This is a genomic window from Sulfitobacter sp. M39, from assembly GCF_021735935.1.
Taxonomy (GTDB): Bacteria; Pseudomonadota; Alphaproteobacteria; order Rhodobacterales; family Rhodobacteraceae; genus Sulfitobacter.
This window is the reverse complement of the sequence record NZ_WMDZ01000001.1, coordinates 859,741-880,755: the sequence shown is the minus strand read 5'-3', so window position 1 is coordinate 880,755 and position 21,015 is coordinate 859,741. Positions and strand designations below refer to the sequence as shown.

The following is a 21,015-nucleotide window of genomic DNA, read 5'->3' as shown; positions in this document are numbered from 1 at the left end:
AACGGCCCCCGATATACATCAGGGGCCGAAAGAAGGGCAGCAACGCCCCTTTGTCAATCGCGTTATCCGTGCGTTAATCGACGAACTTCTTGATCTCGCCGGATTTCAACCGCGCGAAATAGCTCTTCATCTCGCGCTTCACGATCGGCATCAGGAAGTACAGCGCCGTGATGTTCACAACCGCCATCGCAAAGATCATCGCATCAGAGAAGTCGATAACCGCGCCCAGATTGGCCGCCGCCCCCACGATGATGAACAGGCAGAAGATCAGCTTGAACACGATCTCTTTGGTTTTGCCTTCACCGAACAGATAGGTCCACGCCTTCAGCCCGTAGTAGGACCAGCTGATCATGGTGGAGAAGGCGAACAAGATCACCGCCAGCGCCAGCACATAGGGGAACCAGCTGAACCCGGTCGCAAAGGCAGCCGATGTCAGCTGAACGCCGCTTGACCCGTCGATGGTCTGGATCGCGGTGCCAGCGTCATTCAGGATGAAGCGGCCCGTTTCGGGGTCCATCACCAGCACGCCAGAGATGGTGATCACCAGCGCGGTCATCGTGCAGATGACAACGGTATCGATGAAGGGCTCCAACAGGGAAACGACGCCTTCGGTCACCGGCTCTTTGGTGCGCACGGCAGAGTGTGCGATCGCCGCCGAGCCGACACCCGCCTCGTTCGAGAACGCCGCCCGTTTAAAGCCCTGGATCAGCGCACCAACCAGACCGCCCGCAACACCCAGACCGCTGAACGCGCCTTCAAAGATCTGACCAAAGGCCCAACCGATCTTGTCGTATTCAACGATCAGGATGATCAGTGCGGCACCAACATAGATCACGCCCATCAGCGGCACGATTTTCTCGGTGACATTGGCGATGGATTTAATCCCGCCAACGATGACCGCAAAGACCACTGCGGCAAAGACGATGCCCGTGATCCAGCCCGGATACTCCCCGATGATACCGGACAGCTGCGCATGTGCTTGGTTGGCCTGGAACATGTTCCCGCCGCCCAAGGCACCACCGATGGTAAAGATCGAAAAGATCACCGCCAGCACCCCGCCCAAAGGCAGGCCGCGTTCCTTGAAGCCCTTTGTCATATAGTACATCGGACCACCGGAAACGGTGCCATCGGCGTATTCATTGCGGTATTTCACACCCAGGGTACATTCGGTGAACTTGGACGCCATGCCCAGCAAACCGGCCAGGATCATCCAGAAGGTCGCCCCCGGCCCGCCGATGCCGACGGCCACCGCGACGCCCGCGATGTTGCCCAGACCGACAGTCCCCGACAGCGCCGTTGCCAGCGCCTGAAAGTGGCTCACCTCGCCCGCGTCATCGGGATCGGAATAATCGCCTTTGACCAGCGAGATCGCATGCCAGAACGCCTTGACCTGAATGAAGCCGAAATACAGCGTAAACACCGACGCCGCGACCACCAGCCACAGCACGATCCACGGGAAGTTGGTCCCGGGCAGCGACATGAAGATCAGATTGACGAACCAGCCCGTCGAACCTGCGAAGATATCATTGATGCGTTGATCCATGCCGACGGTTTCTTGTGCCGCGGCAATCATGGGCGAGGCAGAGACAGCAGCAGCCCCCGCACCCGTTGTCAGAAATTTTTTCATGATATGACCTTTCAAGGAATGATCGTCAGAGGCACGCGGGACGCCACAGCCAAGCGGCCCGTTACGCCGCCGAACATACGCTCTTTCAGGCCGCGCAGACCGACACGGCCCACCACGATCTGCTGTGCGCCGTGCTTTTTGGCCAGATCGTCCAGAATATCGGCCACATCGCCGTGTTTCACGATGCCCTGAACGGTGACCCCCTCTTCGCTGACCTTCTTGACCGCCGGATCGACGATACGTTCGCGGGCCAGCGCCAGTTCCTCTTCGCGCCGCTTGTGGCGCTGGTCATTCTCTTCCGAGGTCTGAAAGCTGAACGGAGACCATTCAATCACGTAAACGAGCTTGAGCTCGCAATCGCCAATCAATTTGGCCTGTTTCGTTGCGAAATCCAAAGCGCGCGCCCCGGCTTCCCCCCCGTCCAGTCCAACAACAATAGTGGATGCTGTCATGTATTTGTCCCTTTGTGTAAGACGCGGTCTTTTTGCGGCCGCGTTGTACCGGGGCGCTGAACGCACCCGGATTAGGTGAATATAAACGAGGTCCAAATTTTTTTTCGACTGAATTTCACGTAAAATTCGGTCATTCGTCCCCAGTTCACCGCTCTAAAACGGTAAAAAGGGATAGTTATCGGGGAAACAGCCTTTGCCGCCCGCGCGATAGGCGCCTTGTGCGTCGCGCCCTTGCGCCCTGTGAATCGCCCGGTAACACACGGGCTTCAAAACCGCGGCACAGGCCTTATATATTGAATGTTTGCTCTTGCCCGCCTGTGGCGATATTGCACGTTCCAAACCGTATTCAGCTTATCCGAGGATTCTCAATGGCCGCCTATCAATATGTCTATCACATGTCCGGTGTCTCAAAGACCTACCCGGGCGGCAAAAAGTGTTTCGACAACATTAACCTGAACTTCCTGCCCGGTGTGAAAATCGGTGTGGTCGGTGTCAACGGCGCGGGTAAATCCACGCTGATGAAGATCATGGCCGGTAAGGACAAGGATTACTCGGGCGAAGCATGGGTCGCTGAAGGGGCCAAGGTCGGCTACCTGGAACAGGAACCCTATCTGGACCCTGCCCTGACCGTGCGCGAAAATGTCATGCTGGGCGTAAAAGCCAAGAAAGACATTCTGGACCGCTATAACGAACTGGCGATGAACTATTCCGACGAGACAGCCGACGAAATGGCCGCCTTGCAGGATCAGATCGACGCGGAAAACCTTTGGGATCTCGACAGCCAGATCGACGTCTCGATGGAAGCTCTGCGCTGCCCGCCAGACGATGCCGATGTGACCAAACTGTCCGGTGGTGAAGCCCGCCGCGTGGCGCTGTGCAAGCTGCTGCTTGAAGCGCCTGAAATGCTGCTGCTTGACGAACCGACCAACCACCTGGACGCGGAAACCATCGCATGGCTGCAACAGCACCTGATCGACTATAAGGGCACGATCCTGATCGTTACCCACGACCGGTACTTCCTTGATAACATCACCAGCTGGATCCTCGAGCTCGACCGCGGCAATGGCATCCCCTACGAGGGGAACTATTCCAACTGGATCGACCAGAAAGCCAAACGGCTTGAGCAGGAAGCCCGCGAAGATAAATCCAAGCAAAAGACACTGTCGCGCGAATTGGAATGGATGCGTCAGGGGGCCAAGGCCCGTCAGGCAAAATCCAAAGCACGTATTAACGCCTATAACGAAATGGCCGACAGCTCAGAGCGCGAGCGTCTGACCCGCGCCCAGATCGTTATCCCCAACGGTCCCCGTCTGGGCAACAAGGTGCTTGAGGTCGAGGGTCTGTCCAAAGCCATGGGCGACAAGCTGTTGATCGAAAAGCTGGGCTTCTCTCTGCCACCAGGCGGGATCGTCGGCGTGATCGGCCCCAACGGCGCGGGTAAATCCACGCTGTTCAAGATGATCACCGGCCACGAACAACCCGATACCGGCACGATCGAACTCGGGAATACCGTTGATCTGTCCTATGTTGACCAGTCGCGCGATGACCTGAACCCTGACGACAACGTCTGGCAGGCCATTTCGGGCGGGGCCGAGATCATCAAGCTTGGCGACGCCGAAGTGAACTCCCGCGCCTATTGCGGTGCCTTCAACTTCAAGGGCGGTGACCAGCAGAAGAAAGTCGGCCTGCTGTCGGGCGGTGAACGCAACCGTGTGCATATGGCACGTCTGCTGAAAGAGGGTGGCAACGTGCTGCTGCTCGATGAACCTACCAACGATCTGGACGTTGAAACACTGCGCGCACTCGAAGACGCGCTGGTCGATTTCGCGGGCTGCGCCGTGGTCATCTCGCACGACCGTTTCTTCCTTGACCGGATTTGTACGCACATCCTCGCCTTTGAAGGCGACGCGCATGTTGAATGGTTCGAGGGCGGCTTCTCTGACTACGAAGAGGACAAGAAGCGTCGTCTGGGCGAAGATGCCATGGAGCCCAAGCGCATGAAGCACAAGAAATTCTCGCGCTGATCTAGGCGAAAGCTCTATTAAAAAGGCCCCCGCAGGAAACTGCGGGGGCCTTTTTATGTGGTGGTCACGCGCCGCAGCGACGCGGCACGGGTTTGCCGTTACAGCCCGTCGGCTAGCTCGGCATAGCCATCAGTGCGGTCGGTGCTGGTACTGTCGGGCACGGTTTCACGGCCCAGAAAATCGCGCAACGTGTTGCAGGCAGACAGCCCCGACCACAGCCGCTGGTTCGACACCAGCTTGACCGTGACATCGGCGCTGAAATCCCCGCCGATACGTGCGGCGGTGCCATCATGGGACAGGATGTCTTCGATGTCTTTCTGTATCTCTTCGGGCTTGATCCGGTGGCGGCCCATCACGGTGCCCACGATGATCCCCTCGCCCGCATAGCCCATAAAGCATTTCTCATGGGCCAACGCCGCGACCGTGGCCTGCGCGACCAAGCCCATCTGGCGACAGAATTCAGCCGGGCTTGCGGCCTCGAAGATATTGCGGATCTGTGGCAGTTTGACCGCAAAAAGGCTCATGGCATAGCAGCCTTCGGGCAGACGCAGCATGTGGTTTTCGAACCCGTGCAGATCGTCGACGCCGACAACGTTCAGATCAAAGCTTTCCTCGACCCGTACCTTCATTAGGCCCGACAGCTCTGCCAGCGTATGCGCGGCCTCGCGTTCACGCCGCAGGCTGTCGCTAAGCATGCCCGCCATGTTGATACGCGCGCCCAACTCGATCCCGTTCAAGGGCTTGAAGATGAAATCCGTCGCCCCGGCGCGGAAGGCGGTGTCCATCAGGTCATGTTTCCGGCTGCCGGTAATCATGATGATCGGCGCACTTTTATAGGCCTGCATATTGCGGATGTCGTCACATAGGGTGATCCCGTCAACGCCGGGCAGCATGATATCCAGCAAGAAGCAGTCAAAGCTTGCCCCGTGTTCGTCGATCTTGGCCAACCCATCCTCGGCCGAGTCTGCACAGACCAGATCGAACCCCAGCGACGACGTTAGACAGTCGCGCAACAGGTCAAGAATGGTGGGATCGTCATCTACGGCTAGGATTTTCATACGGTGGCTCACTCGTTGTCGTGTCGGCAGAAGGGGGACTGGTTAAATTCTCTTAAGGCTCGGAGCAAAATCGCAGATGAATCTGGCAGCAGTTGGGCAAATTCGGCCAATCCGCTAACGCTTTGCCCCGCGGTCTCTGCCAATGCGCGTTAGGGTTTCGTCTTGCCCCTCCGAAGAATAAGGCGCAAATGTGTCGGAATCAGCAAGGATCGGCCTGTTTTTTAAGGCCCATTGACAGCCCCTTGCGCGAATCCCCACGACCTGCCATATCCAAATGGCTAACGTTATTCTTTTTCGACCAACTGTCTCCCTCATACGGCGTTCAGACTTCGATCCAGACCGACAACGCCAAGCCATCGCACGACGCGGATGGCATACTAGAGGAGACTACGGATATGGCCACTGGCACCGTAAAATGGTTCAACACAACAAAAGGCTTCGGCTTTATCGCACCCGATGGCGGCAGCAAAGATGTATTCGTACACATCTCCGCTGTTGAGCGCGCAGGCCTGACCGGTCTGGCCGACAACCAGAAAGTGACATTCGACATCGAAGCTGGCCGTGACGGCCGCGAATCCGCGTCGAACATCGCACTGGCATAAGCCATGCAGGGCCTTAGGCCCGCACCATGAATTTGCCGGCTGACCCTTTGGGGACAGCCGGTTTTTTTATGTCCTCAGGGTTGCCAAACACAACCCAAGGGGCAAAATACCGCCATCACATCCTAAAGGAGCCCCCCATGCGCCGCCGTCAGTTTATCGCAGGTTCTTTGGCCGCCCTCGCCTTTCCGCACGCGCTGTTCGCCGCTGGTGCCGCCTATGATCCCACGCCGCAAATGGTGTCGATCAAACCGCAATATGCCGTAGGCGAATTGCTGATCCTGCCCCGCAGCCATTACCTGTATCTGGTGACCGCCCCCGGTCAGGCCATGCGATACGGCGTGGGCGTCGGCAAAGCGGGTCTGGAATTCACCGGCACCGCGACAATCGACGTCAAAAAGGAATGGCCCACCTGGCGCCCCACGGACGAGATGATCGAACGGGAGCCCAAGACCTATGCGCGGTTCATCGGCAATACCGATGCGCAACCCGGTGGCCCGTCCAATCCGCTGGGGGCGCGCGCGCTCTATCTGTTCCAGAACGGCCGGGATACATTCTTCCGCATCCACGGCACCACCCAACCCAGCAGCATCGGGCGCTCTGTCTCGAACGGGTGTATCCGCATGCTGAACGCACACGTCAAAGACCTGTATCAACGTGTGCCCATCGGCACCAAGGTCACAGTGCTTTAGCGCCGCTGAGGTTATCCACCACGCAAAAGGGGCTGGCATCGCTGCCAGCCCCTTCGCATTTCTGCGCTGTGTCGGGGACGTGTCCCCTTAGTTCAGCGCGCCTTAGTTCAAGGCTTTGTCGGTGATTGCATGGGTCCATGCGCCCGACGGCTCTACCGTGATGACGGGGTCCGACCCACCGGACAGCAGCGATTGCACGGTCCGCTCGTAATCCGCCTCGTCCAGCGCGCCGTTGCTGCCTGCGGTCAGCTTGGCCACTTCGCCCATCATGCGTTTCTGATGCTCTTCGGTTTGCGCACCGGAGGCATCGTTGTCCAACACGATTTCCGCCGCTTCATCGGGGTTTTCCTCGGCGTATTTCCAGCCCTTCATAGAGGCCCGCACAAAGCGCACCATCTTGTCCTCGAACGCCGAATCGGCAAGGTTCTCTTCCAGCGCGTAAAGCCCGTCTTCCAATGTGGCAACACCCTGCTCTTCGTATTTGAACACGTTCAGATCATCCGGCGTCAGACCTGCGTCGATCACCTGCCAGTATTCATTATAGGTCATGGTCGACACGCAGGCGGCCTGATTTTGCAGCAGCGGATCCACGTTAAAGCCCTGTTTCAGCACGGTCACACCATCCTCACCGCCTTCGGTGGGCAGCTCAAGTTTGCTCATCCAGCTGAGAAAGGGGAATTCATTGCCAAAGAACCAGACGCCCAACGTCTTGCCCTTGAAGTCATCCGTGGTCTCGATCCCGGCATCCTTGCGGCAGGTCAGCATCATGCCCGAGGATTTGAACGGCTGCGCGATGTTCACCATCGGCAGGCCCTTCTCGCGCGCGGCCAAAGCGGCAGGCATCCATTCAACGGCGACATCGGCACCACCACCGGCCAGCACCTGTGTCGGCGCAATATCCGGACCGCCCGGCTTGATCGTGACGTTCAGATCTTCTGCGTCATAGAACCCTTTATCCTGCGCCACATAATAGCCCGCGAACTGCGCCTGCGTGACCCACTTCAGCTGAAGCGTCACATCATCCGCCGCTTGGGCCATGGTCCCCATCAGGCCCACAGCGGCCCCGGCGACATATGTTGATAGTTTTTTCATTTTTATATCTCCCTCTTGGTTGGTTGGTCGTCTTGGTTAGTTCCGCGTTAGTTCCGCTGGCTCGGGTGCCAAAAGGTCACCCGCCGTTCAAACAATGACATCGCGCCGTAGAATGCGGACCCGGCAATCGCCGCGACAACAATCTCGGCCCAGACCAGATCAAGCGCAAGCTGACCGACCGAGGTAGAGATGCGAAACCCCATCCCCCGCACAGGAGAGCCGAAAAATTCAGCAACAATCGCCCCGATCAGGGCAAGGGTCGTGCCGATCTTAAGCCCATTGAATACGAAAGGCATCGCGGCAGGCAAGCGCAGCTTGAACAGCGTCGCCCAATAGCTGGCCGCATAGGTCCGCATCAGATCGCGCTGCATGGCGTCGGTAGCTTGCAAGCCCTGCACCGTGTTCACCAGCATCGGAAAGAACACCATCACCACGACCACGGCGGCCTTGGACTGCCAGTCAAAGCCGAACCACATCACCAGAATCGGGGCCATCCCGATCACGGGCAACGCGGCCACAAAGTTCCCTACCGGCAAAAGCCCCCGTTGCAAGAAGGGGAAACGGTCAATCGCAACGGCGATCAAAAAGGCCGCACCACAGCCCAGCACATAGCCCGACAACGCGCCCTTCAGCACGGTCTGCACGAAATCCACCCAAAGGATATCAAGCGATGACACCAGCCGCAGGGCAATCAGCGACGGTGCAGGCAGCAAGACCTGCGAAATCTCGAGCCCGCGAACAATGCCCTCCCAGACAGCGATCAGCGTCGCGCCAAAAACCAAGGGCGCTGCAAGGGACACCCAGCGGGCCGGCCGCAACCGCGCCAACCGGATGTTGACCCACATGCCAAAGGCCCAGGCCACTGCGGCAAAAACCAGCCAGATCATCGCGCCATCCCCATCCGTTTCAACGTCACACGCTGGATCAAGCCAATGATCCCCACCAGCAACGCTGCCAGAGCTGCCGCCATGATCAACGCGCTCCAGATCTGGATCGTCTGGCCATAGTAACTGCCAGCCAACAACCGCGCCCCCAGACCCGCAACGGCACCCGTTGGCAGCTCACCAATGATGGCCCCCACCAGCGACGCCGCCATCGCGATCTTAAGCGAGGTAAAGAAATACGGCATCGACGCAGGCAACCGCAGTTTCCAGAAGGTCTGACCCGCGCTCGCATGCCAGGTGCGCATCTGGTCCAGCTGCATCTGGTCAGGGCTGCGCAGCCCTTTGACCATGCCGACAACGACGGGGAAGAAGGACAGATACATGCTGATCATCGCTTTCGGCAGCAGCCCCGACACGCCCACGGCGTTCAGCACCACAATGATCATCGGCGCAATCGCCAGAATGGGAATGGTCTGGCTGGCGATCACCCAAGGCATCACCGACATATCCATCACACGGTTGAACACGATCCCCACCGCCAACAACACCCCCAGCAAAGTCCCCATGCCAAAGCCCAGCAGGGTCGCGCTGAGCGTGATCCAGGAATGATAGACCAAGGACCGCTTCGACGTGACTTTCTTCATCACCGTCGTGTCCCAGATCTCTGACGCGACCTGATGCGGCGCGGGCAGTTTGGGCTTTTTCTGCGCCCAGGTATCCGCGACCAGTGACGTGGCGGTCACCGTCTCTCCCGACCGTGTGGCCTTGTCATAGGTCCAGTCCGCATTCAGCCAGACCGCCGCCGCATACCACAGCGCAAACAAGACCCCGACTACAGTCAGGACAGGCAAGAAGCTCGACTTCATCGCGCGCCCCCCTGCTTCCAGATGGTCCGAAAATCCTCCCCGAAGGGCCGGGCTGCAGCAGGCGCGCGATCAATCATCCGCATGCCCTGCCCGCAATCCATCACGCACCCGATGCGCGATCTCCAAAAACTCGGGCGTTTCGCGAATGTCCAGGGGGCGCTCTTTCGGCAAAGGGCTGTCGATGACATCTGCAATCCGTCCGGGACGCGGGCTCATCACCACGATCTTGGTGCTCAGATACACCGCCTCCGGGATCGAGTGGGTGACAAAGGCAATCGTCTTTTGTGTGCGCGCCCACAGGCGTAACAGCTGTTCATTCAAATGGTCGCGCACGATCTCGTCCAGCGCGCCAAAGGGTTCATCCATCAGCAAGATATCCGCATCAAACGCCAGCGCCCGCGCGATAGATGCCCGTTGCTGCATCCCGCCCGACAGCTGCCAAGGGAACTTGCGCTCGAACCCTGCCAGCTCGACCAGCTCCAACACTTGGCTAACCCGCGCTGCCTGATCCGCCTTGGAATACCCCATGATTTCAAGCGGCAGCCGGATATTGCCGCCGATCGTCCGCCAGGGATACAGCCCCGCCGCCTGAAACACATAGCCATAGGCCCGCGCCCGTCGTGCCTCGGCAGCACTCACGCCATTCACGGTGATCTCGCCCCCCGTGGGCTGCTCAAGGTCCGCCATACAGCGCAGGAACGTCGTCTTGCCGCAGCCCGACGGCCCGATAAAGCTGACGAAATCGCCTTTCTCGATATCAAGCGAGACGTCTTTCAGCGCGTGCACAGGGCCATCGTTGGTTTCAAATGTCAGGGATAGGTTCTGGGCCGAGATCACGGGCGCGCTGCTCATAAGCTGCGTCCCTCTTCTGCCGTACAACGTGCTCGCATCTATGCTGGCCTCTTTCTTCTTCAGGGCAGCGCGGCGCAACCGCCGCGCTGCGTTGATTGTGCCGCGTTCAGATCCCCGCAGGGATGTTCAGCGGATCGCGTTTGATCAGTTTCGGCGCAGTCAACTCTTTCCACTTGCTCAGCGCAAGGTTGGCCGACGGGAAAGCAGGCCGCGGCACAAAGCGCCCGCGTCCGGGGTTGGGCTGCGAGTTCTGCCCCCAGGCCCAGATGACCTCGCCACGGCTTAAGGTATAGCGCGCCTGTGCCTTGACCTCGAAGCCTTCAAAGACGTTGTAATCCAGAATGGAGTGGTGGTTCGCCGTCGAGATCGTCTTGCTGATCTTGGGGTCCCACACCACGATATCCGCATCGGCCCCTTCGACAATCGCGCCCTTGCGCGGATAGATATTCAGGATCTTCGCCACATTGGTCGAGCTGGCAGCGACGAATTCATTCGGCGTCAGACGGCCCGTCTCCACCCCTTCGGTCCAGAGCACCGCCAGACGTTCCTCCAACCCGTTAGACCCGTTGGGGATGATGCGGAAGTCATCCTTTCCCGCACGTTTCTGTTCGGTTGAAAACGCCGCGTGGTCCGTGGCAACCACCTGCAACGACCCCGACTGCAAGCCCGCCCAAAGGCTGTCCTGATGGTCCTTGGACCGGAAAGGCGGCGACATGACACGGCGTGCGGCGTGGTCCCAATCTTTGTTGAAATACTCACTCTCGTCCAGGGTCAGGAACTGGATCAGCGGCTCGCCGTAGACCCGCATCCCCTTTTGCCGCGCACGGCGGATCGCCTCGTGGGTCTGCTCACAAGAGACATGCACGATATAAAGCGGCACGCCGGCGGCATCGGCAATGGTGATCGCGCGGTTGGCGGCCTCGCCTTCCAGCTCGGGCGGGCGGGAATAGGCGTGACCCTCTGGCCCCGTGATCCCCTGATTGAAGTACTTTTCCTGCAAGGCCGCGACCAGATCGCCGTTCTCGGCATGGACCATCGGCAGCGCCCCCAGTTCGGCACAGCGCTGGAAGGACGCGAACATCTCGTCATCCTCGACCATCAAGGCCCCTTTATAGGCCATGAAGTGTTTGAACGAATTCACCCCCATGTCGACGGCGTCTTTCATCTCGTCAAAGACATTCTCGTTCCAACCGGTGATCGCCATGTGATAGCCGACATCCGAACAGATCTGCGGCGCGGATTTGCGGTGCCATTCATTGATCGCGTTCTTGATCGACCCATCCGCACCGGGCAGACAGAAATCAACGATCATCGTGGTCCCGCCCACAGCCGCGGCCCAAGTCCCCGTCTCGAAGGTTTCGGCCGCTGTGGTGCCCATAAAAGGCATCTCGAGGTGGGTGTGCGGATCAATACCGCCGGGAATGACATAGGCCCCTTCGGCGTCGATATATTCGTCGCCCACCAGATCCTCGCCGATCTGCTTGATGATCTCGCCCTCGATCAGCACATCCGCTTTCCAGGTCCGATCCGCCGTGCAGACCATGCCGCCCTTGATAACCTTGCTCATCTGTCCTCTCCCCTATCTGTCTTCCAATTGGCCCAAATCCCGGGGGTGTGGGGGCTGGCCCCCACTGCGCAATCGCTGCGCCCCCCTTGCGGTTCAGCCCACAATCTCTGCCGTTTCCAGCACCGCATGCAGCAAAACATCGGCACCCGCTTTGGCCCAGTCTTTGGTGATCTCTTCGGCCTCGTTATGGCTTAGCCCATCGACGCAGGGGCACATGACCATCGCGGTCGGGGCCACCCCGTTGATCCAGCAGGCATCGTGACCGGCCCCCGAGATGACATCCATATGACTATACCCCAACCGCTCTGCTGCAGACCGGATCGCAGAGACGCAGCCCGCGTCAAAGGTCACGGGATCAAAGCCACCGACCTTTTCAAAGGCAACCTCAAGCCCCATGTCATCGGCGATCTTCTGGCCTTCGACGCGCAGACGCTTTTCCATATCTTCGATCACGCTCAAATCAGGCGACCGGAAATCGACGGTAAAGATCACTTGGCCCGGAATGACATTGCGCGAATTCGGGTAGACCTCGAAATGTCCTGCGGCACCAACCGCGTGGGGCGCGTGGGACCATGCGATCTGGTCCACCGCTTCAAGAATGCGCGCCATGCCAAGCCCTGCGTTCTTGCGCATGGGCATCGGGGTTGATCCGGTGTGTGCATCCTTGCCGGTGACGGTGACTTGGGTCCACGACAGCCCCTGCCCGTGGGTGACGACACCGATATCCTTACCTTCGGTCTCAAGGATCGGGCCCTGTTCAATGTGCAGCTCGAAAAAGGCGTGCATCTTGCGGGCGCCGACCTCTTCGTCGCCTTGCCAGCCGATCCGCTTGAGCTCATCACCAAAGCTCAGGCCTTCGGCGTCGGTCTTGGCATAGGCCCATTCTTGCGTGTGGATGCCGGCAAAGACACCGGACGACAGCATGGCGGGGGCATAGCGGGTGCCTTCTTCGTTGGTCCAATTGGTCACGACCACGGGGTGCTTTGTCTTGATCCCCAGATCGTTCATCGTGCGCAGCAATTCCAACCCGCCAAGCACGCCTAATACGCCGTCATATTTCCCGCCCGTAGGCTGCGTATCCAGATGCGACCCGACATAGACCGGCAGCGCATCGGGGTCGGTGCCATCGCGCTGCGCGAACATGTTACCCATCGTATCAAGGCCCATGGTGCAGCCCGCCTCCTCGCACCATTTCTGGAACAGGGCGCGACCTTCGGCGTCTTCGTCGGTCAGCGTCTGGCGATTGTTGCCGCCTGCCACACCGGGGCCGATCTTGGCCATGTCCATCAGACTGTCCCACAAACGATCCGGGTTGATCTTCAGGTTTTCACCGGGCGCGGCCATAGCGGTTTCCTTTGCGTTTTCTACCTTGTGCAAGGCGTAAATTTTTACCATTTGGTAAATCCACGATTGCGGCTAGGGTTAAGTCTGTCAAGAAATGCTTTCCCATAGGACCACCCGTCCGAAGTGGGGTGCCGCATTTTCAGGCAATTAGACCGAAAGGGACCGCGCCATGCCCGAGACAACCGCCAAGAAAAAGCCCAGCCGAATCCAAAGGCGCAACCGCCGTGTGATCCTGGATGCGGCGCTTGATGTGTTTTCGACCTACGGGTTTCGCGGGGCCACGCTGGATCAGATCGCCAGCGAGGCGGGGCTGAGCAAACCGAATATATTGTATTATTTCAGCGGGAAGGAAGAAATCCACACGACCTTGCTGAGCCAGCTGATGGAGACATGGCTCGACCCGCTGGTCGAGCTGGACGCCGATGGTGACCCGCACACAGAGCTGTTGGATTATGTGCAGCGCAAACTGGATATGGCGCGGGATCTGCCCCGTGAAAGCCGCTTGTTTGCTGGTGAAATTTTACGCGGTGCGCCCCATATGGAGCCGCGTTTGCAAAGCGATCTGAAACCGCTGGTCGACGAGAAATGCGCCGTTATTTCCGATTGGATGGCGGCGGGAAAGATCGCGCGGATGGACCCGCGCCATCTGATTTTCTCGATCTGGTCGACCACGCAACACTATGCCGATTTCGCGCCGCAAGTCGCGCTGCTGCTGGACGGCGATGCCGATCAGCACCAGCAGGCGTCGGACCATCTGCGACTGATGTTCTCGACGTTGTTGACCCCCGCCGCGCCTCAAAAGTAGCGGCGGGGGCAAGGGTCACTCGGCCGCAGTGGCGGAGGGGTTGTTGGGGTGCGTCGTCCAGTTGGCGTAATTCGGATCGACGGGCTTGCCCGTGCGCGGGTCCGTGGTGCCGGGGGCCAGCTCCACCATCGAGATACAATCCTCGACCGGGCAGACATTGACGCAGAGATTACAGGCGACACATTCGTCGTCGATCACGCTGAAGGTGCGGTCTTCGGACATGGCAATCGCCTGATGCGACGTGTCTTCGCAGGCGGCAAAGCAGCGCCCGCACGAGATACACAGATCCTGATCGATCTTGGCCTTGGCGACATAGTTCAGGTTCAGCTGGTTCCAGTCGGTCACATTCGGCACCGCGCGGCGCACCAGTTGATCGACCGAGGTCATCCCCTTGTCGTCCATATATTCCGACAGGCCCGAGATCATCTCTTGCACAACCTTGAAGCCATAGGTCATCGCCGCCGTGCACACCTGCACATTGCCTGCGCCAAGGGCCAGAAACTCTGCCGCGTCGCGCCATGTGGTCACGCCGCCGATGCCGCTGATGGGCATATCCGCCGTCTCAGGGTTGCGCGCGATTTCCGCCACCATGTTCAACGCAATCGGCTTTACCGCCGGCCCGCAATAGCCGCCATGCGTGCCCTTGCCGTCGATCATCGGTTCGGGCGAAAAGAGGTCCAGATCGACCGAGGTGATGGAGTTGATCGTGTTGATCAGGCTCACCGCATCGGCGCCGCCACGTTTCGCGGCCTCGGCGGGGTAGAGCACATTCGTGATGTTCGGCGTCAGCTTCACGATCACCGGCATGCGCGTGTATTGCTTGCACCAGCGGGTGACCATTTCAATGTATTCCGGCACCTGCCCCACGGCCGATCCCATGCCGCGTTCCGCCATGCCGTGCGGGCAGCCGAAGTTGAGCTCGATCCCGTCGGCACCGGTTTCCTCCACATGCGGCAGGATCGCTTTCCACGCTTCCTCCTCGCACGGGACCATGATCGACGCGATCAGAGCGCGGTCAGGGTAATCACGTTTCACCGCCTTCATCTCGCGCAGGTTCACCTCAAGCGGGCGGTCGGTGATCAGCTCGATGTTATTGAGCCCCAGCAGCCGCCGGTCCGCGCCGTAGATCGCGCCATAGCGCGGGCCGTTGACGTTGACGACGGGCGGGCCCTCCATCCCGAGGGTCTTCCACACGACACCGCCCCAGCCTGCCTCGTAGGCGCGGCGGACGTTGTATTCCTTATCCGTGGGTGGCGCGGATGCCAGCCAGAACGGGTTGGGGCTTTTGATGCCCACGAAGTCGCTTCTTAGATCAGCCATTTGCGTTCTCCTGTAGGGGCTTAGCCCATCAATACCATGTGAATGTCCATCGCCGCGTCGCGCCCTTCGGCGACAGCGGTCACGGTCAGGTCATCGCCGCCGCTGGCACAATCGCCACCGGCCCAGACCCCGTCGACGCTGGTGCGTCCGGTGCCATCCACCTTGATCTTGCGCGCCTCTAGCGTGGGCAGCGCGTCGCCTTGAAGGGTCTGGCCGATGGCCTTGAACACCTGATCGGCGGGCAGACGCAGGGTTTGGCCCGTGCCGTTCATCTGGTCGTCGACATATTCGAATTCGATCTCGCGCACCGCACCGTTGCCGATCACGGCGACCGGCGTGGCATGGGTCACGATCCGCACGCCCTTGGAGGCCGCGAGATCCTGTTCGAACACGCTGGCATTCATCCGGTCGCGCCCGCGACGATATACCAGCGTCACATTGAGCGCGCCCAGCAGTTTCGCCTGAATGGCGGCATCGATCGCGGTCATCCCGCCGCCGATCACCACCACGTCACGGCCGATCGGGACCGCAGCCACATCGCTCGCTTGACGCAGGTTAGAGATGAAATCGACGGCATCCAGCACGCCGGTCTTATCCTCGCCCTCGGCCCCCAAGGCGTTCACACCGCCAAGGCCCATACCAAGGAAAACGGCGTCGTATTCAGCCCGCAAGCTGTCCAGCGTCATTGCCGCCCCAAGGGCTGCATTGTTCTGCACGGTGATGCCGCCGATCTTGAGCAGCCAGTCCACCTCTGCCTGCGCGAAGCCGTCGGGCGTCTTGTAGGTGGCGATCCCGTATTCATTCAGACCGCCGGGCTTGGGCCGCGCGTCAAAGACGGTGACATCATGCCCCATCATCGCCGCACGGTGCGCACAGGACAGCCCCGCCGGACCTGCGCCAACCACGGCCACGCGCTTGCCCGTCGAGGCCGCGCGTTCAAACGGATGTGCGCCCTGTGCTTGCAGATGGTCGGTGGCATAGCGCTGAAGCTCGCCGATTTTGACCGGCTTGCCCTCGGCCACTTCGCGCACACAGGCCTGTTCACACAGCTGTTCGGTCGGACAAACGCGGGCGCACATACCGCCCATGATATTCTGGCTCAGGATCGTTTTGGCGGCGGCATCCGGTGTGCCCGTGGCGATCTGCCGGATGAACAGCGGAATATCGATATCCGTCGGGCAGGCCGTGATGCACGGCGCGTCGTGACAGAAGTAGCATCGGTCCGCCGCGACAAGCGCCTCGTGCACATCCAGTGGCGGGTGCAAATCGGAAAACTGCGCGGCATAGGCGTCGGCGTCCAGCCGTCCGGCAGCCACCCCCGGTTCAAAGATTTTCTGCGACATTTTTTTATCCCTGCTGTCACTATTTATGCTGAAACGCTCCCACGGAATGATTTTTTTATCAACTGGTAAAATTATTTCAAAGTTGTGAAATTTCATGCGCAAATGCCCGCCGGTTGCGCGTTTTGGGGCAAAAACTCTTGATTTTGTCCTTTTTGGCGCCAAAGTCAGAGGTGCGACGCGAAAGACTTTCGACCCCTCAGCCCTTTGGCGCTGGTGCGATCAAGTTCTGACCGAGCCACGCTGCCGCATAATGTGGGCAGGACAAACACGAGGAGAAACGGGGCATGGCGACTGGCACCGTAAAATGGTTCAATACCACAAAGGGATACGGCTTTATCGCGCCGGATGGTGGCGGCAAAGATATCTTTGTTCACATCTCGGCGGTTGAACGCGCTGGCCTGACCGGGCTTGCCGACAATCAGAAGGTGACATTCGACGTAGAAGCGGGCCGTGATGGCCGCGAAAGCGCCGCGAATATTGCACTGGCCTGACCGGGCCGAAGCCGGATCATGATATTTTTTGACGACGGGCGCTTCGGTGCCCGTTTTTTGTGCAAAACTACTTGCTGTTGTTGATCTGATCGATCAGCGTCAGCACTTTCGGGCCCAAAGCGTCGACGATTCTCGTGACGCCTTGCGCGTTCGGATGCACCCCGTCGGCCTGGAAAAACCCGCGTGCCTGCACCAGATCTGGTGTCTCGCCATTGTCGGACAGGCCGTCGAAGAAGCTGCCCATCAGGCTCGCGTCATATTGCGCGGCAAGATCGGGATAGATGCTGTCAAAGGCGGTTTTATAGTCGGGGCCAAAGTTGCCCGGCGCGGTCATGCCGACCAGCAGCACCTCGACCTCGGCGTCTTGGGCGGCCTTCATGATACCGTCCAGATTGGCGCGGCTGACCGCGGGGTCGATCCCGCGCAACAGGTCATTCCCGCCCAGGGTCACGATCATGCCATCGACCTCGGGCGTCATGGTCCAGGCGACCCGCGCCAAGCCGCCAGCGGTCGTATCACCCGACACGCCTGCGTTGATCACCGTCACATCTGCACCGTTCTGATCCAGCCAGTTTTGCAACTGCGGCACGAACCCGTCCTCGGCGGGCAGGCCGTAACCCTGCGTCAGACTGTCGCCCAATGCCGCAATAACAAGCGGTTCCGCCAGTGCGGGGCCTGATAATACCAGAACAAGTGCCGTCGTAACCTTGCGCATCATGGTCGAACCTCCATATCCAACAGGGACCGTATTTCAAAAGGCAGCCCTATGACCGACCCGGTGTTCCAGCTTCAAGATGCATCCCTGAAACTGAATGGCAACGCCGGAAAGGTCGATATCCTACATGGGATCACCTTGGACGTCGCACAAGGAGAGACGGTCGCCTTTACCGGCCCGTCGGGGTCGGGCAAGTCTTCGTTGCTGATGGTCATGGGCGGGCTGGAGCGTGCGACCGGCGGATCGGTGCGCGCCTTGGGCGAAGACCTGAGCACGCTGTCCGAAGACGGGCTGGCCAAGTTTCGCCGCGGGCGGATGGGCATCGTGTTTCAGTCCTTCCACCTCATCCCCACCATGACCGCGCTGGAAAACGTCGCCACCCCGCTGGAACTGAACGGCGTCGCGGACGCCTTTGACCGGGCCGAGGCGGAATTGCACGCGGTGGGTCTGGGGCACCGCCTGAACCACTATCCCGCGCAGATGTCGGGTGGCGAACAGCAGCGGGTTGCACTGGCCCGCGCCTCTGCCCCGCGTCCGGCGATCCTTTTGGCGGATGAGCCGACAGGGAACCTCGACAGTACCAATGGTGCCGCAATCATGGAGCTGTTGTTCGATCTGCGCGAAAAGCATGGGGCGACCTTGGTGTTGGTGACCCACGCTGATGAATTGGCCGCGCGCTGTGATCGGGTCGTCACCCTGACCGACGGGCGGATCGTCAGCGGGACGGGCGCATGAGCCTGCGTCTGGCCGGCCGCTTTGCCCGCCGCGAGATGCGCGGGGGGCTTCGGGGTTTCCGTCTGTTTCTGGCCTGCCTCGCCCTTGGCGTCGCGGCAATCGCTGCCGTCGGCTCTGTCCGCTCTGCGATCGAGGGCGGTTTGCAGCGCGAAGGTGCGGCCCTGCTTGGTGGCGCGGCAGAGATTGATTTCACCTATCGTTTCGCCACCAATGACGAACGCGACTGGATCGAGAGCCAAGCCAGCGCCGTCTCAGAGGTTGTCGAGTTCCGGTCCATGGCTGTCGCTGGTGACGGGGCCGCCGCTGACCGTGCGCTGACGCAGGTGAAGGCGGTTGATGATCTTTATCCGCTGGTGGGCGAGATGCTGCTGGAACCGGCGATGCCGCTGGAACAGGCGCTTGGGCTGGAAAACGGCCTGTCGGGTGCCGTGATGGAGCGCGCCTTGTCCGACCGTCTGGGCCTATCCCCCGGCGATACCTTCAAACTTGGCGTCAAGGAATTCCGCCTCTCCGCCCTGATCGTCCGCGAACCCGACAGCGCCGCCAGCGGCTTTGCCCTTGGCCCCCGTACCCTGCTGCGAACCGATGCGTTGGAGGGTGCCGGCCTGCTGGCGGAAGGGACGCTATTCAACTCCAAATACCGGATGCTGCTGCCTGCCGATACCGACCTTGATCAACTGCGCTCTGCCGCCCGTGCGCGGTTTGAAAACAGCGGGATGCGCTGGACCGATGCGCGCAACGGGGCACCGGGGGTGTCGCGCTTTGTCGAACGGTTGACGGCGTTTCTGATCCTTGTGGGCCTATCCGGTCTGGCTGTGGGCGGTGTGGGCGTATCGGCTGCGGTGCGATCTTACCTCACCGGCAAGACCGAAGTCATCGCCGTGCTCCGCGCGTTAGGGGCAGACCGCGCGACGATCTTCCAGACATATTTCATGCAGATCGGTGCCCTGTCGCTTCTGGGCGTCGCCATCGGCGTGGTGCTTGGGGCTGTGGCCCCGCTGGTCTTCGCGCCGCTTATTTCCGCGCGACTGCCGATCCCTGCGGCCTTTGCCATCTATCCCGCACCACTGGCCGAGGCGGCGATTTACGGGCTGCTGACTGCCTTTGCCTTCACCCTCTGGCCGCTGGCCCGCAGCGAGAATATCCGCGCAGCGACCCTGTTTCGCGATGCATGGGACGGGGCCGCGCGTTTTCCGGCACCGCGCTATGTGGCGATTATCGTGATGACCGTGGCGCTGCTGGTCGCGCTGGCGGGGTGGTTCAACGGCAGCTGGTGGCTGACGCTCTGGACATTGGGCGGCATCGCAGGCGCGCTCGGGATACTCACGCTGGCGGCGCTGCTGGTGCGGTTCCTCGCACAGCGCGCTGCGGTTCTGGCACGCGGGCGACCGCGGCTGCGTTGGGCCCTCGCCGCGATTGGCGGCAGTGGCGAAGGTGCCGGGGCCGTGGTGCTCTCGCTGGGGCTCGGCCTGTCGGTGCTGGCCGCCGTGGGGCAGATCGACGGCAACCTGCGGCAGGCGATCTCGGGCAACCTGCCCGATGTGGCCCCATCGTATTTCTTTGTCGACATCCAGAAAGACCAGATCGAGGGCTATACCAAACGGCTAACCGATGACCCAGCTGTGCGGCGCATCGACAGCGCGCCGATGCTGCGCGGCGTCGTGACCCAGATCAACGGCAGGCCCGCCAAAGAGGTCGCGGGCGATCACTGGGTGGTGCGCGGCGACCGCGGGCTAACCTATGCCGAGGCCCCCGATGACGACACGGTGATCACCGCGGGCGAATGGTGGGCACCTGACTATGACGGCCCGCCGCTCATTAGCTTTGCCGCCGAAGAGGCCGAGGAGATCGGGTTAGAGCTTGGCGATACGCTGACCATCAACGTGCTGGGGCGCGACATCACCGGCACCATTGCCAGCTTCCAAGAGGTCGACTTCTCGACCGCGGGGATCGGGTTTATCCTGACCATGAACCCCGCCGCCCTGACCGGCGCGCCGCACACCTATATCTCGACCGTCTACGCCGATGCAGAGGCCGAGGCACCGATCCTGCGCGATCTGGCCACCGCTTATCCCAACATCACCGCGATCCGCGTGCGCGATGCGATCGACCGCGTGGCGGCGGTGCTTAGCGGGTTGGCTGCGGCGACATCCTACGGCGCGGCGGCTACTCTTCTGACCGGCTTTCTGGTATTGATCGGGGCAGCCGCCGCAGGGGCGGACGCCCGCCGCTATGAAGCCGCCTTGCTGAAAACCCTGGGGGCCTCGCGCCGCAGCATCGCCACCAGCTTTCTGATGCGCGCCGCCATGTTGGGGCTGTTCGCAGGGACCGTCGCGCTGCTGGCAGGTATTTTGGGCGGATGGGCCGTCAGCCGCTTTGTGATGGACACCAACTTTACCGTGGTTTGGCCCTCGGCACTGTTGATCATCACCGGCGGAGCGCTGGCGTCGATCCTTGCCTCGCTTGGCTTTGCGATCAAAGCATTGAACGCCAGACCCGCACAAGTGCTGCGCGCCCGCGAATAGATGGAACCGATAGACCGAAAGAGG

The 21,015-nt window shown here is 60.5% G+C and carries 19 protein-coding genes; 7 read left to right on the top strand and 12 right to left on the bottom strand.

The features are described 5' to 3' along the window. Positions 1-73: 73 nt before the first annotated feature. A complete protein-coding gene (locus GLP43_RS04240) occupies positions 74-1,627 on the bottom strand; it encodes an alanine/glycine:cation symporter family protein (RefSeq protein WP_237278325.1) in 1,554 nt (517 codons plus the stop codon). 11 nt (positions 1,628-1,638) lie between these two features. Further along, entirely contained in the window at positions 1,639-2,079 is a 441-nt protein-coding gene (locus GLP43_RS04235) for a universal stress protein (protein WP_237278324.1), read from the bottom strand. A 368-nt stretch (positions 2,080-2,447) separates the two neighbouring features. Here GLP43_RS04235 and ettA point away from each other — a divergent pair, with 368 nt between their 5' ends. Further along, the gene (gene ettA, locus GLP43_RS04230; RefSeq protein ID WP_237278323.1) at positions 2,448-4,103 is read left to right on the top strand and encodes an energy-dependent translational throttle protein EttA; all 1,656 of its coding nucleotides are present in this window, start codon (positions 2,448-2,450) and stop codon (positions 4,101-4,103) included. Between the two features lie 98 nt (positions 4,104-4,201). Here the strand turns inward: ettA and GLP43_RS04225 are convergent, their stop codons facing one another. Next, on the bottom strand, positions 4,202-5,161 hold the full coding sequence (locus tag GLP43_RS04225; RefSeq protein ID WP_237278322.1) for a response regulator: 960 nt from the start codon (positions 5,159-5,161) through the stop codon (positions 4,202-4,204). A gap of 395 nt (positions 5,162-5,556) precedes the next feature. On the opposite strand from GLP43_RS04225, the gene GLP43_RS04220 reads away from it, so the two are divergent. Next, the gene (locus GLP43_RS04220) at positions 5,557-5,763 is read left to right on the top strand and encodes a cold-shock protein (RefSeq protein ID WP_005851393.1); all 207 of its coding nucleotides are present in this window, start codon (positions 5,557-5,559) and stop codon (positions 5,761-5,763) included. Between the two features lie 137 nt (positions 5,764-5,900). Next, positions 5,901-6,452, top strand: coding sequence for a L,D-transpeptidase (locus GLP43_RS04215; RefSeq protein ID WP_237278321.1), 552 nt, complete (start codon positions 5,901-5,903; stop codon positions 6,450-6,452). A 102-nt stretch (positions 6,453-6,554) separates the two neighbouring features. Here the strand turns inward: GLP43_RS04215 and GLP43_RS04210 are convergent, their stop codons facing one another. The 6 genes from GLP43_RS04210 to GLP43_RS04185 form a co-directional block, all read right to left on the bottom strand. Next, positions 6,555-7,544, bottom strand: a complete 990-nt coding sequence (locus tag GLP43_RS04210; RefSeq protein WP_237278320.1) for an ABC transporter substrate-binding protein — start codon at positions 7,542-7,544, stop codon at positions 6,555-6,557. A 47-nt stretch (positions 7,545-7,591) separates the two neighbouring features. Next, positions 7,592-8,431 carry an ABC transporter permease gene (locus tag GLP43_RS04205; RefSeq protein ID WP_037943197.1) on the bottom strand — a complete coding sequence of 280 codons (840 nt, stop codon included), beginning with the start codon at positions 8,429-8,431 and terminating at the stop codon, positions 7,592-7,594. Then, a complete protein-coding gene (locus GLP43_RS04200) occupies positions 8,428-9,294 on the bottom strand; it encodes an ABC transporter permease (RefSeq protein WP_184583230.1) in 867 nt (288 codons plus the stop codon). The genes GLP43_RS04205 and GLP43_RS04200 overlap by 4 nt, the downstream gene beginning before the upstream one ends. Before the next feature lie 69 nt (positions 9,295-9,363). Continuing rightward, a complete protein-coding gene (locus GLP43_RS04195) occupies positions 9,364-10,146 on the bottom strand; it encodes an ABC transporter ATP-binding protein (protein WP_237278319.1) in 783 nt (260 codons plus the stop codon). Positions 10,147-10,252: 106 nt separating this feature from the next. Continuing rightward, entirely contained in the window at positions 10,253-11,713 is a 1,461-nt protein-coding gene (gene hydA / locus GLP43_RS04190) for a dihydropyrimidinase (protein ID WP_237278318.1), read from the bottom strand. A 93-nt stretch (positions 11,714-11,806) separates the two neighbouring features. Beyond that, positions 11,807-13,057, bottom strand: coding sequence for a Zn-dependent hydrolase (locus GLP43_RS04185; protein WP_237278317.1), 1,251 nt, complete (start codon positions 13,055-13,057; stop codon positions 11,807-11,809). A gap of 169 nt (positions 13,058-13,226) precedes the next feature. On the opposite strand from GLP43_RS04185, the gene GLP43_RS04180 reads away from it, so the two are divergent. Further along, the gene (locus GLP43_RS04180) at positions 13,227-13,862 is read left to right on the top strand and encodes a TetR family transcriptional regulator C-terminal domain-containing protein (protein WP_237278316.1); all 636 of its coding nucleotides are present in this window, start codon (positions 13,227-13,229) and stop codon (positions 13,860-13,862) included. Positions 13,863-13,877: 15 nt separating this feature from the next. Here GLP43_RS04180 and preA read toward each other — a convergent pair whose 3' ends face one another. Continuing rightward, a complete protein-coding gene (preA, locus tag GLP43_RS04175; protein ID WP_237278315.1) occupies positions 13,878-15,182 on the bottom strand; it encodes an NAD-dependent dihydropyrimidine dehydrogenase subunit PreA in 1,305 nt (434 codons plus the stop codon). A gap of 20 nt (positions 15,183-15,202) precedes the next feature. Then, positions 15,203-16,525, bottom strand: a complete 1,323-nt coding sequence (locus tag GLP43_RS04170; RefSeq protein ID WP_237278314.1) for an NAD(P)-dependent oxidoreductase — start codon at positions 16,523-16,525, stop codon at positions 15,203-15,205. A 284-nt stretch (positions 16,526-16,809) separates the two neighbouring features. Here GLP43_RS04170 and GLP43_RS04165 point away from each other — a divergent pair, with 284 nt between their 5' ends. Further along, positions 16,810-17,016 carry a cold-shock protein gene (locus GLP43_RS04165; RefSeq protein WP_005851368.1) on the top strand — a complete coding sequence of 69 codons (207 nt, stop codon included), beginning with the start codon at positions 16,810-16,812 and terminating at the stop codon, positions 17,014-17,016. 67 nt (positions 17,017-17,083) lie between these two features. On the opposite strand, the gene GLP43_RS04160 is transcribed toward GLP43_RS04165, so the two are convergent. Next, on the bottom strand, positions 17,084-17,734 hold the full coding sequence (locus GLP43_RS04160) for an arylesterase (protein WP_237278313.1): 651 nt from the start codon (positions 17,732-17,734) through the stop codon (positions 17,084-17,086). Positions 17,735-17,782: 48 nt separating this feature from the next. Here GLP43_RS04160 and GLP43_RS04155 point away from each other — a divergent pair, with 48 nt between their 5' ends. After that, the gene (locus GLP43_RS04155) at positions 17,783-18,466 is read left to right on the top strand and encodes an ABC transporter ATP-binding protein (protein WP_074635997.1); all 684 of its coding nucleotides are present in this window, start codon (positions 17,783-17,785) and stop codon (positions 18,464-18,466) included. Further along, entirely contained in the window at positions 18,463-20,991 is a 2,529-nt protein-coding gene (locus GLP43_RS04150) for an ABC transporter permease (RefSeq protein WP_237278312.1), read from the top strand. Before GLP43_RS04155 ends, GLP43_RS04150 begins: the two co-directional genes overlap by 4 nt. The last annotated feature ends 24 nt before the right edge of the window (positions 20,992-21,015 follow it).